Origin of the sequence: Paraburkholderia yinzeri (assembly GCF_046581065.1) — a bacterium.
Classification (GTDB): domain Bacteria; phylum Pseudomonadota; class Gammaproteobacteria; order Burkholderiales; family Burkholderiaceae; genus Paraburkholderia.
On sequence record NZ_JBFOCJ010000001.1, the window covers coordinates 3,554,675 to 3,569,538 of the forward strand.

Annotated in this window: 11 protein-coding genes and 1 pseudogene; 6 read left to right on the plus strand and 6 right to left on the minus strand. The window is 57.7% G+C overall.

Going from position 1 to position 14,864, the window contains the following annotated elements; genetic code table 11:
* Nucleotides 1-103: 103 nt before the first annotated feature.
* The gene (locus WJ542_RS16915; RefSeq protein WP_411190603.1) at nucleotides 104-985 is read left to right on the plus strand and encodes a sulfotransferase family protein; all 882 of its coding nucleotides are present in this window, start codon (nucleotides 104-106) and stop codon (nucleotides 983-985) included.
* A gap of 294 nt (nucleotides 986-1,279) precedes the next feature.
* Here WJ542_RS16915 and WJ542_RS16920 read toward each other — a convergent pair.
* Nucleotides 1,280-1,657: pseudogene (locus WJ542_RS16920) on the minus strand (glycosyltransferase family 2 protein); the annotation flags it as partial.
* A 436-nt stretch (nucleotides 1,658-2,093) separates the two neighbouring features.
* Here WJ542_RS16920 and WJ542_RS16925 point away from each other — a divergent pair.
* The 4 genes from WJ542_RS16925 to WJ542_RS16940 all read left to right on the plus strand — a co-directional run bounded on the left by WJ542_RS16925 (nucleotide 2,094) and on the right by WJ542_RS16940 (nucleotide 6,450).
* Nucleotides 2,094-3,332: a glycosyltransferase family 4 protein gene (locus WJ542_RS16925; protein ID WP_411190386.1), complete on the plus strand. Its 1,239-nt coding sequence runs from the start codon at nucleotides 2,094-2,096 to the stop codon at nucleotides 3,330-3,332.
* A gap of 36 nt (nucleotides 3,333-3,368) precedes the next feature.
* A complete protein-coding gene (gene galE, locus WJ542_RS16930) occupies nucleotides 3,369-4,400 on the plus strand; it encodes a UDP-glucose 4-epimerase GalE (protein ID WP_411190387.1) in 1,032 nt (343 codons plus the stop codon).
* A 77-nt stretch (nucleotides 4,401-4,477) separates the two neighbouring features.
* Complete coding sequence (gene cysC / locus WJ542_RS16935) at nucleotides 4,478-5,167, plus strand: adenylyl-sulfate kinase (RefSeq protein ID WP_411190389.1); 690 nt, start codon at nucleotides 4,478-4,480, stop codon at nucleotides 5,165-5,167.
* A gap of 50 nt (nucleotides 5,168-5,217) precedes the next feature.
* Nucleotides 5,218-6,450 carry a sulfotransferase family protein gene (locus WJ542_RS16940; RefSeq protein ID WP_411190390.1) on the plus strand — a complete coding sequence of 411 codons (1,233 nt, stop codon included), beginning with the start codon at nucleotides 5,218-5,220 and terminating at the stop codon, nucleotides 6,448-6,450.
* A 43-nt stretch (nucleotides 6,451-6,493) separates the two neighbouring features.
* Here WJ542_RS16940 and WJ542_RS16945 read toward each other — a convergent pair whose 3' ends face one another.
* Genes WJ542_RS16945 through WJ542_RS16960 form a run of 4 tightly spaced genes read right to left on the minus strand, consistent with a single transcriptional unit; the run spans nucleotide 6,494 to nucleotide 11,222 of the window.
* Nucleotides 6,494-8,377, minus strand: a complete 1,884-nt coding sequence (locus tag WJ542_RS16945) for a polysaccharide biosynthesis protein (protein WP_411190391.1) — start codon at nucleotides 8,375-8,377, stop codon at nucleotides 6,494-6,496.
* A gap of 19 nt (nucleotides 8,378-8,396) precedes the next feature.
* Nucleotides 8,397-9,407, minus strand: a complete 1,011-nt coding sequence (locus WJ542_RS16950) for an MraY family glycosyltransferase (RefSeq protein ID WP_411190392.1) — start codon at nucleotides 9,405-9,407, stop codon at nucleotides 8,397-8,399.
* 7 nt (nucleotides 9,408-9,414) lie between these two features.
* On the minus strand, nucleotides 9,415-10,380 hold the full coding sequence (locus WJ542_RS16955) for a UDP-glucose 4-epimerase family protein (protein ID WP_411190393.1): 966 nt from the start codon (nucleotides 10,378-10,380) through the stop codon (nucleotides 9,415-9,417).
* Nucleotides 10,377-11,222, minus strand: coding sequence for a glycosyltransferase family 2 protein (locus WJ542_RS16960; RefSeq protein WP_411190394.1), 846 nt, complete (start codon nucleotides 11,220-11,222; stop codon nucleotides 10,377-10,379). Before WJ542_RS16960 ends, WJ542_RS16955 begins: the two co-directional genes overlap by 4 nt.
* A 791-nt stretch (nucleotides 11,223-12,013) precedes the next feature.
* Between WJ542_RS16960 and WJ542_RS16965 the strand changes: the two genes are divergently transcribed.
* Entirely contained in the window at nucleotides 12,014-12,157 is a 144-nt protein-coding gene (locus WJ542_RS16965) for an Arc family DNA-binding protein (protein WP_411190395.1), read from the plus strand.
* A 409-nt stretch (nucleotides 12,158-12,566) separates the two neighbouring features.
* On the opposite strand, the gene WJ542_RS16970 is transcribed toward WJ542_RS16965, so the two are convergent.
* Entirely contained in the window at nucleotides 12,567-14,858 is a 2,292-nt protein-coding gene (locus WJ542_RS16970; RefSeq protein WP_411190396.1) for a glycosyltransferase family 2 protein, read from the minus strand.
* Nucleotides 14,859-14,864: the final 6 nt, after the last annotated feature.

Sequence of the window (14,864 nt, forward strand, 5' to 3'; positions counted from 1 at the left end):
TGCTTCGGATAGACTTCCTCGTTCTACCTCATCAGATGGGTGGAAAAAACCCGCACTGGTCAAGTGACGCGTACTCGCGTCTCTTTTGTGAGGTAGGGGCAAGGTGGCTACACTTTTATCGGCGGAAAGCGACAACCAGCAGGACTTCCTTGAATCTGTCATTGCGGCACCAGCGGCTACCGCCGATACCGGCACGCTGATCGTCGTTCTCGGCATGCATCGCGGTGGCACGAGCGCCATCAACCGCGCGATGGTCACCATGGGCGCCGATCTCGGCGACCATCTGGGCACGCCCAAAGCGGGCGAGAACGACAAGGGCTTTTTCGAGGATCTCGATATCGTCGAGATCAACGAGCAGATTCTCGCAGCCACCCATAGCAAGTGGCACACGCTGGCGCCCGTGGATTTCAGCCGTATCGATCCGGCAAAACTGGCTGCCCTGCGAATGCGGGCCGCCTCGGTCCTGCGCGAGAAGTGCCGCAACAGGACATTCGCACTCAAAGACCCCCGACTTTCACGCCTGCTGGCTTTCTGGCAGCCCGTGTTCGATCAGGCTCAACTGCGCGTCGCCTACGTCATTGCCGTCCGCAATCCGGTCAGTGTCGGCCTGTCGCTGCAAAAGAGAAACGGCTTCGCACCAGAAAGATCGTACGCGCTGTGGCTGGGCCACATGGTGCCCGCGCTTCAGGCCACGCACAACAAGCTACGCACGGTCGTCGATTACGACGGTCTGCTGGACTCGCCCCTCGACGAATTGACGAGAATGGCCGGGCAGCTTGGTTTCGCGCTCAACGATGAGCGAGTGCGGACATTCGAGAGCGAATTCCTGGACCGAAATCTCCAGCACTGGCGGTGTGCAACGCACGACCTCGCGGGCATGCGCGCGGTCCCTCAAGAGGTGCGCGAGCTGTTCACGGCGCTTGTCGCAGTCAGCCGTATCGATCGGTGCGCGAATGTATGCGACCTCCCGATCAAGAACCCGTAAAAATTCCGGACTCTTATGCCAGAACTGCCGTATATGCAAATTCATTACCCGAGCGAACAGGGGGTAACTCTGACGAATATCGTCGATTCTCAACATTGGCCCAATGCACTCAACGTCATTGAATGTATTGAGCATTGCCAGGTAGATTTCAATGGCATCCGCACCTACGCTAGCGAGTTCCACGTCACAGTCAGTAACTATATATGCATTGGGTTCGCGAACTGCAAAAACAGCAGAAATCGTTTCATCAACGAGATTCAACTCATCCGCATGAGTAATAGGTGGGCGCCTGAAAACCTGTAACCCGTCTCGCTCCAGGTCATCAAGAATCTCAAGTGTTTGCCGGTCATCACTGCCATTGTCATGCACAAAAATTTCCAATGGAATTGATTGCCGGCGATAAGAGGCAATAGCGCGACATAGCATATCCCCTCTATTGTATGAAATTATAATAAGTGGCAACGGCTTGAAACTCTTCTCACCAGGAAGAGATTCTCGCCTCTCGTACCGTATAACTTTGTATTGCCTTCTTTCGCCAATTCCGTGTTGAAGATAGTGCGTAGCAGCGTCAACACCTGCCGCACGCACATCGGGATTCAGGCGCAGATACTCCTCAGGAGAAAAGTCGGATGGAAGTTGGTCCATAGGTACTCCAAAAAAATGAAAAATCATGATCTGCGGAGCAAAACCAATCACAATAAGATTAATCAGTCCGCGTGGAGCAGGCGCGATGAAAATAGATTAAATCTTAACGATACGCTCAAAAACAGACCAATATCCACCAATTTTCCGCAACATGCAGACAAAAGATGCCGCACTGACCAGAAAATAAGAATTTGCTTACTGGTTAAGTTAGCGCAGCGCCCCCCGCATGACCCATCAGGAGATCGATTCTTCATGTACGCGCCGATCTGGGCAAAGTAATCGATATTATGCCGGACACCAACTGAACACGTCGAAATCACTACTGCGTCGTTGGGGCATACGCCCGGGCCGCCAGCCGGGCGATGGATCCCGTCGTTGCCTTATTCCGCAGATATTCCGACCACGACGACGAAAAATCGCACCAGCCCGACTGGAGCCCTTGCCGATCTCCAGTCGGCATAAAATGTACCCCGCACTTCTCACGGGAGCCGACGCCACACCTCCCGCGCGGTCCCGAACCAAACCTTACGCCGTCACTCGAGTGAACCTTTCTGTCGATCCCGTTACCCGATCCCCCTCGCCACTGCACATTGCTCTCGTCTGCAACACCGCATGGGCGATCTATACCTATCGGCCGGGACTGCTACGCGCACTGACGGAGGCCGGCGCACGAGTCACCGTCATTGCCCCACGCGATCGTACGTTCGCACCACTCACCGCAATGGGGTGTCGCTGCATCGACCTGCCAGTCGCATCGAAGGGCACAAATCCCCTGAGCGATCTCGGCACACTGCGTGCACTCTACCGCCACTATCGCGCGCTTAGGCCCGACGTCGTTTTTCATTACACGATCAAGCCAAATATTTACGGATCGATAGCCGCGTGGCTCGCACGCTTACCCTCGGTGGCAGTGACAACCGGGCTCGGCTATGTATTCATTCAGAAGAGCCGCGCCGCGCGGATCGCCAAGCGGCTCTATCGCTTCGCTTTCCGCTTCCCACGCGAAGTGTGGTTTCTCAACCGCGATGACGAAGCGGCTTTCAAGGATCAGAACCTGCTCGTTCACCCCGAGCGCGCTCGCCTCCTGCACGGCGAAGGCGTGGACCTCGACGAGTTCGCCTTCACGCCGCTGCCCACGGGCGACACCTTCTCGTTCGTGCTGATCGGCCGGCTGCTATGGGACAAGGGCGTGGGCGAGTACGTCGAAGCCGCGCGTGCCTTGCGCGCGCGCTACCCGCATGCGCGTTTCCAGTTGCTCGGGCCGGTGGGCGTCGACAACCCGAGCGCGATTTCGCGCGAGGAGGTAACCGCGTGGGAACGCGAAGGAGTAATCGAATACCTCGGTGAAACCGCCGACGTGCGCCCTTTCATCGCCCGCGCGGACTGCGTCGTGCTGCCGTCCTACCGCGAAGGCGTGCCGCGCACGCTGATGGAAGCGAGCGCGATGGGCCGCCCGATCGTCGCCACCGACGTGCCCGGCTGCCGCGAAGTGGTCGAAAATGGCGTCAACGGGCTGCTTTGCGAGGCACGCGATGCGGCGTCGCTTACGGCGCAGCTGGCGGCCATGCTGGATCTCCCCCAGGCCGAGCGACAAAAAATGGCGGAACTCGGCCGAAAAAAAATCGAGAAAGAATTCGACGAACGTGCTGTGGTACAACGTTACCGCGAACTGGTTCGTCAGATCACCGGCATGACGTTCTGAGCGAACCGGACCTCATTCAAAATTCGGGAATTCAGCATGGCAACGACGACCTCCAAAGGCGCTATCCTCGTGACCGGCGGCGCAGGCTTTATCGGCTCGCATACCTGCGTGGAACTGCTCAACGGCGGCTACGAAGTGATCGCCGTGGACAGCCTCGTGAACAGCCATCGCGAGTCGCTCGCGCGCGTCGAGCGGATTACCGGCAAGGCGGTGACGTTTTACGAAGCCGACGTTTGCGACGAAGCCGCCCTGAACCCGATTTTTGAACAGCATGCCATTGCCGGCGTAATCCACTTCGCGGCGCTCAAAGCGGTGGGGGAATCGGTCGCCAAGCCGATCGAGTATTACCGCAACAACCTCGACGGCTTGCTGGTCGTGCTCGACGTGATGCGCAAGCACGACGTGAAGCAGTTCGTGTTCAGCTCGTCGGCAACGGTGTATGGCGTGCCCGAGCGCTCGCCTATCGACGAGACGTTTCCGCTCTCCGCGACGAACCCGTATGGCCAGTCCAAGCTTATCGCCGAGCAGATCCTGCGCGACGTAGTGGTCGCGGATCCGTCGTGGCGTATCGCGGTGCTGCGTTATTTCAATCCGGTTGGCGCTCACGAAAGCGGGCTCATTGGTGAAGATCCGGCAGGGATTCCCAACAATCTCATGCCTTATGTCGCGCAGGTGGCGGTGGGCAAGCTCGAAAGGCTGCGCGTGTTCGGGGACGATTATCCGACGCCCGATGGCACGGGCGTGCGGGACTATATCCACGTGGTCGATCTGGCGCGGGGGCATTTGTCCGCACTCGACGCGCTCGCGGCGCTCGATGCCGGATTCGTGGTGAATCTTGGCACCGGGCGTGGCTATAGCGTGCTCGAAGTCGTGAAAGCGTTCGAGCAGGCAAGCGGACGACCGGTTCCTTACGAAATCGTTGCGCGCCGGCCCGGCGATATCGCCGAGTGCTATGCGAATCCGGCAACGGCCGAGCGGCTTCTGGGATGGAAAGCGGAGTTCGGGATCGAGCGGATGTGCCAGGATCATTGGCGGTGGCAAGAGAAGAATCCGCAGGGGTTCAAATAACGGCCTCTCCACGAGAGTGCCCACTAACGTCGTGACCGGCACCAAACGATGCAACCGGCTTTACGAGCCGGCATCGAATGTTGCAGATTATTACATCGACGTTACAGGGATTAAATTCCCGCTACAATTTAACGGTTAGGCATCGTCGAATTGGAGCGGGTGCGGTGGAAACAACAACCCCAAAGGGAGTCGTAGTCTGGCTTACGGGCATGTCGGGTGCCGGCAAGTCGACCATTGCGCAGGCGCTGGTCAAGCGACTGCAAACGTTTGCTCTTCGCGCCACCGTGCTCGACGGTGATGCCCTGCGCACAGGTCTCAATTCGGACCTCGGATTTAGCGAAGCGGAGCGTACGGAAAACTTGCGGCGCGTCGCTCATGTGGCGGCGCTGTTCTGCGATGAAGGGTTTGTCGCCATTACTGCGACGATCTCGCCTGAATCGAAGCATCGCGACAACGCGCGACGGATCGTTGGGGATGCGGCGTTTGTCGAGGTCTTCATCGATACGCCGCTCGACGTGTGTGAGAAGCGGGATCCCAAGGGTCTCTACAAGCGCGCTCGCCGCGGCGAAATCAATCAGTTCACGGGTCTGAGCGCCCCATACGAACCGCCTCTCAATCCCGACGTAATCGTTCATACACAGAGTGCCGACGTTACCCAATGCGTCGATCGGATCATTGATTACCTGGTCCGTACGCACCGTATCCAACCAAAACTCAATCAATGGAAAGTGTCTTCCCAGCACCCGCACCTCAGCGCCCCACACTGATTGTCGTTCTGGGCATGCATCGAAGTGGCACCAGCGTAACGACGCGTGCCATGGAAACGATGGGTGCGAGTTTTGGCGACAACCTCATGCCGCCTGCGGCAGGCAACAACCCAAAAGGCTTCTTTGAAGACATGGACGTTGCCGGCCTGGACATCGAATTGATGAACGCGGTTGGCGTGGACTGGCACGCGCTACCCGATCCGGACTTCAACCGTCTTACAAGCGGACAATTCTATGACTTCAGGGCACGCGCGTTGGCGCTTCTGCGCGAAAAATGCCAGAGCGGTATTTTTGCGCTCAAAGACCCTCGAGTTGCACGCCTGCTCCCGTTCTGGCAACCCATATTCGACGAACTCGGCGCCCGCGTGCTTTACGTAGTAGCGTTCAGACATCCGCTCAGCGTCGCCCGCTCGCTCGAAGCACGCGATTCACTTACGGCCGAAAAGTCATATCTACTGTGGCTCGCTCATGTCGTTCCCGCTCTCAGGTACTCCAGCCGGGCGACCCGCGCGTTCGTCAACTACGACACAATGATGGAGGCCCCGCGCGACACGCTTGAGCGCCTAAGCGCGGAACTGAACCTTCCGCTGGATACGGATCGGCTCGAAGCTTTCGAACGCGATTTTCTGGAGAAAGGTTTGCGGCATACGTGCTTCGGCCCCGCAGACCTCGAGCAAGACGGTAACGCACCCTCGATCGTAAAATTGCTGTTTGGTGCACTCAAAGCGTTCGCCGAGGCTCCCTCGTCCGCGAACGCGCAATGCCTCGATGAAATGCTGAGTCGAGCAGAAGCTTTCCTCGCCGACACGGCACCTCTTCTGGCACGCGACTGGCAACGCGAACTGGATCTGCACACTACGCATCAGCACGTTGACGAGTTGGAGCACGCGGTAAGTACGCAGACGGTGCGCACAGCGGACATCGAGCGTGAGCTTGTCCGAGCCAACGGCTGCGTCACAGGCTTGGAACAAGAGCGGCAAACTGCACATGCGCGCATCGAAGTGCTCGAGCAGGATTCGCGATTGGCACATACGCGCATCGAAACGCTCGAACAAGATTCGCAGTTGGCGCATGCGCGCATCGAAGTACTCGAGCAGGATTTGCAGATGGCACACACACGTATCGAAACACTCGAAGAAAACGGTCGTACCCTGGAAACGGTAACAACGGCCCAGCAACGCGAACTAAATCAAGCCCTAACTACGCTGAGCGAGGTGCTCGGATCGACATCATGGCGTGTTACCGCACCACTTCGCGCCGTACGCAGGTGCTTTTCTCATTAAGCAGCATGGGGAATGGTGACGAATCGTCACCATTCCCCATTCTCTAGCGAGCTGCCCGCCCCCCTTGCACATTGACGCTCTGCAGATTTGGAGCAGTCGCCGGCTCATACTCGGGTACCCAACGACGCAGATCGCGTCGTACTTCGTCGTCGCCCGGTACACGGTGCTGCATAAGCCAAGGCAGCAACTCGTCCAGTAGATTAGACGGCACCTCGCGTGCTTTAGCTGTTCGCAGCTTTGGGTGAGGCGTACGGGTGGTCGTCTCATCGTCAGCGAGCAATTCTTCGTAGAGCTTTTCGCCAGGACGAAGCCCAGTGAATACGACGCGAATCTGCTCTTCCGAGAAGCCGTAGAGACGAATCAGGTCGCGCGCAAGATCGACTATCTTCACCGGCTTGCCCATGTCGAGAATGAATATTTCACCGCCGAGCCCCATACTTGACGCCTGCAGTACAAGTTGCGATGCCTCGGGAATCGTCATGAAAAAACGCGTAATTTCCGGGTGCGTAACCGTAATCGGGCCACCCTTCGCGATTTGTTGCTGAAACTTTGGAATCACGCTGCCAGCACTACCCAGCACGTTGCCGAAGCGCACTGTCTCAAACTGGGTGCGCTCGCTCGTCTGCTGCAGGGCTTGGCAAACCATCTCGGCAAGGCGCTTGCTCGCCCCCATGACATTAGTCGGATTCACCGCCTTGTCAGTCGAAATCAACACGAAATGTCGAACTTGATGCTTGATCGCCGCACGCGCCACCCGATATGTTCCCAGTACGTTATTGCGCAGGGCTTGCCACGCGTTGAACTCCTCCATCAGCGGCACATGCTTGTACGCGGCGGCATGAAACACGATATGCGGGGTATAGCGTGACATCACTTGATCGAGCAGCAGGAAATCTTTCGCATCACCGATGATCGGAATAATCGCCTGATCGGGAAAACGCTCACGGATTTCTTCGGTGAGCCGGTAGATCGCGTACTCGGACACGTCGAATGCGATAAGTTGCGCAGGCCTGAACTTCAGAATCTGGCGGCAAAGCTCAGAACCGATCGACCCTCCCGCACCTGTAACCATCGTGACGCGATCGCGCAATAACGCCTCAACGTGCGGCGTGTCGATCGAGACCGCATCGCGACCGAGTAAATCCTCCAGATCGATCTGGCGGATCTGGGAAAGGAAGCCTTGGCCAGGCATCAGCGCCGTGAGCGACGGTATGACCATTGCCTTAATGCCGGAGCGCACGCAGAGGGTAGCCAGGCGCCGCTGGGTTTCCACCGAAGCGGAAGGAATCGCGATAATTGCGTGCTCAACCTTGAGTGCTTCGCTCCAATGCGCCATCTCGTCGATTGGACCGAGCACCTTATAACCATAGACCTCGCGGCCCTGCTTTGCGGCGTCGTCGTCCAGAAGACCGACTAGACGCCATTCGCCCGAGCGGGACAACTCGCGAGCGAGGCTCGCACCCGCCCCTCCCGCGCCAAGCACGATTACCGGCTTACCCTGGCCGACGAGGCCGCCATACATATAGAACTCTTTGGCAGCACGATAAACAGCACGGGCACCGCCCATCGCAAGGAACAGCAGCATCGGCGAAAGCAGCAGCACGGAACGCGGAATAATCGGGCTCGGCTGGAGCATCACCGCGCCGATCATCGCCATGATGCCGCCGGCGGCGACCGCTTTCACTATACGAACGAGATCGGGAAGGCTCGCGAATACCCATAGGCCCCGGTACAACCCGAAGGCCCGAAACATCAGCGCATAAGTCGGCAGCACCCAGACGAGCGTCGTCCACGCCCCTCCGAAAAATTCAGCCGGAATGCGACCATTGAACCGAACGAGGTACGCGACAAGCCAGGCGGCAACAACGGCCACCAAGTCGAAAAGAAATGCACTGAACGACAACCACGTTGCCTTGGATCGAAACATCGGCGGCAAACCCTCGAAATTATTCTTTGTCAGCACTATGAAAGAGGAGCCAACGCCGATCGATGACAGCTCCCAAACATGCCAACACTCCGTACCATGCCGCAAGAATCGCCCATTGCTGCCATACAGGTCGCCTTAGCGCCCATAGGGCAACAATTATGCCCGCCAGCATAACGACGTACCAGTAGATCGCGGTGCGCGCGTGGCCGACGCCCGAGCGCACCATCCTTTGATAGTAATGCTCCCGGTGGGCCTGCCAGAATTTCTCACCACGTAACAAACGTTTCAATAATGTTACAGATGCGTCTGCAATAAAAGGGGAAAAAACAATTGCCGGAAACCAAAGCGGCCAAGTGCCCTCGCGCCATCCCCAGTAGCCGAGTGCTCCGGCCAGGAAACCCAGTGGGATCGAACCGGCATCACCCAGAAACAGCTTGGCCGGATGGAAATTGAACAGGAGGAACCCCAGTGCGGCGCCAGCAACGGCGGCACCGGATATCTCAAGCGCTGGGGACGATTGCGCGCTAATCGATGCGGCAGTCGCGTAGGCACCAAAGCCGAAGAGCGCCATCCCGCCAGCCAGGCCATCGGCGCCGTCCATGAAGTTGTACAGATTGATGAGCCAAAGCATCACAAAGCCGACGCCTGCCACCAGCCACCAACCGTAAGCGGTGGGGTAAAGGGCCAGGAGCACGACCACCGCCGCGAGATGGGCCGTAAAACGTACGCGGGCTGACAGACCTCGTCGATCGTCGATCTGCGACATCAACGCAAGTCCCACCGCCGCGAGCGCAATCAACCAGAGCGACGGCGCACACCAGAGAAGCGCGACCACGCAAACAGGCACAATGCCCCAGCCGCCAATGCGCGGCGTTGGGCGGGTATGCAGCGAGCGATGATTGGGTACGTCAGTGGCAAGGCGCCACGCAAGACCCGTGGCGAGCAGCAACCACAGGATCAGCGCGCACGCGGTAGCCGTGGCCACCGTCGTCCATCCCGCTGCGCTCCATAAACGAATTACAAATTGCATGACGAGATTACTCTCGAGAGTGACGAGCGCGATACCAGGCCCCGGTCGCGGCGAGCCCTTCGCGGGTCGAGCAAGGCGGCCGCCAGCCCAAGACTTCGCACAGCCTCGTCGTATCGAGTTGCAGGCCGCCGGTAAGGCGGCTGATCTGCGCAGTACGGCCGGTCAGCCACCCGGCTGCCCGTAGCACGGACACTGGCACGGGAATGAGGGACGCAGGCCGGTCAAGGGCCTCCGCTACCATGCGCAACAGTTCGGACACCGACGGCGCATCGTCGTCGGCAACGTGAAAGCAACCGTGTGCTGCCCGTGGATCCAGCGCGCAGCATAGCAATGCGTCAGCCAGATTTTCGACGTAGAGCACGCTGCGGCGCGCGGAAACCGTGCCAAACGGAAGCGGCAGCTGCCGCCAGACCGCATCCATCATTCGCAGGAAGTTCGCTCGCACGCCCGGTCCATAGACGAGCGGCGGACGAACGATGACTACATCAAGACCCGTCGACACAGCAAGCTCGATGAGCGCGCGTTCCGCTTTCAGCTTCGAGCGGCCATAGGGATCATCCGGACGAGGCGTGGCGTCCTCCGCAAGCGGTGCACCAGCGTCGAGTTCGGCGATCGCCTTGACACTGCTCACAAACACGAAACGCGACACCCCATGCTTGCGAGCCGCCTCAGCCACGCGAAGCGACCCTGCGACGTTGGTCGCATCGAATGCCGCTTGCGGATCCGCAGCCTCCTCGCGCATCACATGCACGCGAGCGGCGAGATGTACGACGCAGTCCGCTTCGAGGCCGGCCGGCCACGCAGAGGTCAGACCATCGAAGTCCGGCCTGTCATACACCCATTCCCGCACGCCATCGACACATCCCCCCGGCCGACGCACCAAGCCTGTGACGGCGTGGCCTCGCGCAAGCGCGAGCGTGCATAGCACACGTCCGACGAACCCGTTCGCGCCGGTTACGACGAGGCGACTCAACACACCCTCCATCCGAAGCGGTTGAAAAACTTGAATGCCGATGTGACAAACATGCGGATATGCGCACTCCCCTTGCGGGCTGCCCCCCCTCCGTAGTGAACGACGCGGACCGACGGCACATAGACAATCTGCGCAACCTCATGGGTACGTAGACTGAGATCGTAATCCTCGAAATACAGGAAGTAGCGCGGATCGAAGCCGCCGAGCCGCTTCAGCACATTCGTGCGAAACAGCATAAAGCAGCCGCTGACGATAGGTGGATCCCAGAATACGTCGAGGGCGTTGATCCTGTCCCGCAGCTCATATCGAGCAAGGCGCCGAGCAAAGCGCCGACGGATGCTGGCCGGCATGAAACCACGTATGAACAGGTCGGCAAGCGACGGATACCGTCGGCAAAGGTACTGTTGTTCCCCATCCGTATCGCCAATCCAGGGCGTCAGAAGCCCTGCTTCTGAATGACTCTCAAAGAAGTCGCATGCGTTCACGAGCGCCGACGGGTCGAGGTCGATATCAGGATTCAACACCAGATGCAATGCACTCGCCGCACGCTCAATAGCAAGGTTATGGCCTGGACCAAAGCCGACGTTGCCATGTCCCGACAGAATCTCACAGGCCATGCGCTTTGCGCGGAGTGCCGCGAAGGCATCCGGTTCCGGACCTAGTCCCCCGTTATCGATCAAGTAGAGCGTGGCGTGCAGATCGGGGCGTGCAGCGCGTAGCCTTTCGCACGCAGTCCCAAGGCTCATGAGCGTGCGCTTGAGTTGCGCGCGGTCCGGCCGATAGACGACGATCGAGACAGACAGGCCGTCGGCTCGGGGGGATCGCGCGCTTTCAATATTCATTGACAATTTGGCTGCGTGCCTGTTCAGGGCGATGCTCTCGCTGGAGGTTTCTGTTGCGACGCGCAAGTTTAGTTATATTTTACTGCAGGACCGACCTGGCCCCCGGGTCTCCCCTGGGCACTCTTTTGCTCGTGCGTTAGCCGATGTCTCAGGAGGCTATCCGAAACCTTTCATGAAGCTGGCCGATCAAGAGAGCCTGTTACTCAAAACGTACCGTCGGGTGGCAGTTGTAGCTGACATGGCGAACGAAAACGCAGAGATCCTGACGGTCGCCAACCGCTACTACTTGATGTTGTCTGCCAACCGCTTGTCGAGGGCCAGAGCCGCTTTGTGCAAGCTATTGAAGCGGCCGCCAGACTGGCAGGGCTGCTGCCCACTTTGGCATCCTGCCCTCTGCCCTGGAAACCGACTTTGGCTAAATCGAGGCAGGCAGAACCCTGGATAGCAGCAAACGTGTGCTGCGCTTCGCCGAGAAACACAACTTGGAGAAAGCCCCCAAATATCTCCTGGGTCGCCGTTCGCGAACTGTCCACATCCGATGCCGACGAGATGGGCTGAAGCGCGTGGGCGGGGCTTGCTGTCCCGGGCTTGTACCGCGAATTGGGCATCGGCACAGCGATGTCTTATAAATAGCGTTCGCAATACGGCGGTAGGGACGTCCCGCTGATGACACAGATACCGGAGCGGAGTGCCCAACACTTTCACCTTTCAATCGTAGCCGATATCAGCGGCGCGGGATGCTTCTGCGATTGCTTGGATAGACATGGTGTTCCTCTCTTCAGTTTCCACAAATGAAGCTGCGCCTGCCGACCGAGCTGAAGGACTGGCTGACTGCGCTGGCGAACAAGAACGGCCGCCCCCTGAATGCACGGATCGTGAGACGCTTGGAAGAGAGCTTGGAGCGGGAGAAGAGGCGCGCAAAGCGGCAATTTTGATTCGTGGCGTGCCGCCGCATTTCCATTGTCCGGTTTTTGATCCACCTAGAAGCTCTTTCGGGCCAACGCCGGCATTTTGGACATTGATCAACGTTGATACAAGCATAGCGACGAAACAGACTCTGCTACGGTTTTGTTTCCCTGTGTAAAAATTGGTCATATCCTGAAATAAACGTACCGGATGACCTGACTTTCGATTTCGACGCAAAGTACTACAAGAGCCATTACGACGATCTGGCCCATATATCGGATCAAGGTGTGTTCCAGCATTACATCGGTCATAGGCACTGGGAGGCTCGTGCGCCAAGCGGCGTTGCAACGCGCGAAGATTTGCTCTTGCAGATTCCTCAAGATGTGCCTGTCCTTGAGTTAGGTCCCTTCAGTGGTGATCCGCACCACCACGATGGGTCTATGTAGCTTGCGCTTCGTGCTTATCGACATCTGTTAGCCATGGCAAACGCACACGAGGAGGGAAGTTTGGGCGGAAATCACCCCCGCTAACGGTCAAATTCGGATTGTAGAAGGGATCGTGCTTGATCATGTCGGCCCAGATTCGCCGAAAATTGTCGCACTCCTGGAGGAACTGGCGGCGTCGCCCCTCGTTCGTCGGTAGCCCTAGACTTGCCGATTCGTGATGGTAAAGAAGCGCTCCAGGTGTCCAAACGTTCGCGTATCCAGTCTTACCGAGCCGGAGGCCAAGATCAACATCGTTGAAAGCAACTGCGAAGTTAACGTCGTCAAAACCACCAACTTCAAGAAACACCTCACGCCGCATCAGCATACAAGCCGCCGTCACCGCAGAGTATCGCTGCGTGCATGCAGCCCTGCCAAAATACCCGAACGTGTCGCCACGCTCACCGACATGTGGATGTCCTGCAAGACCGCCAATGCCAACAACTACACCGCTGTGCTGGATTGTCCCATTCGGATAGAGCAGTTTGGCCCCAACTGATCCGACTTCCGGACGCAATGCGTGCCCAACCATTTCACCGAGCCAATTTGCCTCGATCACCTCGATGTCGTTATTCACGAATGCGAGCAGGGGAGCGTCGGTTTGCGTAACCGCCCAGTTATTCAGAGCTGCAAAGCTGTATGGTTTCTTATAGTTGATTAACCGTACGCTAGCCTCCCGCACAATCTGCTCAAAATACGCCATCGTATCGTGTTCAACGCTATTGTTATTCACGATCACGATTTCATAGTTCTTGTATGTGGTTTTTTCGATAATGGAGGTTACCGCGACACGGAGCAAATCAACCTTATCCTTCGTCGGAATGATTATTGCAACCTTCGGCTCTGGCTGAGCGACAGGCCATGTCACCTGGTAGTAACCGAGATGCTCTTGCCTCGCGATCGTCGCATTGCGGCCTGTGCGAAAAAGATGATCGCGAATAGCTCGCTCCGCAGCCTCGTATGGATAAAGCTTCTCCGTCGTGGCCAAAGCGACCGATCCGCTGATGGCCCGCCAGTGATAAAGTATAAATGGGATATGCCTGATACGCTCAGGCGTAGTCTGCTCGCTGAATCGCAGCGTTACGTCGTAATCCTGGCTGCCATTGAATTCGCTCCGAAATCCGCCAATCTCGCGGAGAATCGATATTCGATAGACAGCCAGATGGACAACTGCGTTTTGAGACAGCATCAAATCATAGTTCCAGTCCGATTTGAACCAAGGTTCATAACGCTTGCCCTGCTCATCAATCTTATCCTCGTCTGAGAACAGGAAATCGAGCTCCGGCTGCGCATTCAATTCCGCCGCCACCATATAGAGAGCATGAGGTGCGAGTTCATCGTCGTGATCGAGCAGTGCAGCAAATTGCCCTGTGGCTAATTCGAGCGCCGAATTAGTGGCCTCCGCTATATGTCCGTTGACTTCCCGTCGGACGTAGCGGATCCTCGCATCTTTTCGTGCATATTGCTCGCAAACGTTCCGCACGTGCGGCTGCGGTGACGCATCGTCCACCAGGCAAAGCTCCCAATGTTCGTAGATTTGCTCTCGCACTGAATCGATACAGCGACGCAGAAATACTTCTGGCGTGTTGTAAAGAGGGACCAGCACTGAGATGAGCGGTCGATTCGTAAAACTTCCGATATGCGCTGAGATTTTTGCGACGTCATCCAACGACAGCGTATCGTATAGCGCAATCCAATCGCCATAGTCGTTGGCCTGCGAACTCGTCTGCACACCTTCGCCCGTACGATCTCGAAGTGCGTGCCGCAGTGCCCCGACCACGCCACGCCGCTTGACGAGGCCCGCTGCATGAACTGCATATGGCCAGATGAGCTTCGGATGCTTGCGGAGTATGTCAAGCAACGGCTTGGCCCGACGACGTGCCAAAGAGAAACGAGAAACTGGTTTAATGGAAAAGCGCCTGATTTTGAAACGCCCCAAACCGCTCATGGGATCCAGCCGAATTGAACGAATATTTGTAGGTATGGGAAGTATTGCACCGTCCGAGTCGAGCAGACGCATCGGAAGATCCCGTGTAAGGTCCTGGGAAAAACCGGTGCCCACGTCGAAATAGAGGGTCGGGCCCAGGCTTCCGCTCTCCACCTCGACGTCGAGACGAACTTGATTCCACCCTGTCGGAATGGGTGACGTGCCAAATTCCAGCAGGAAGTATGGGTCCGCGCCGGTGGAGACCCACCACCCGTCCTCCCGAGTCAAATCGTTCGCTGGTTTGAGAGTCGGTTCAATCATGACGTG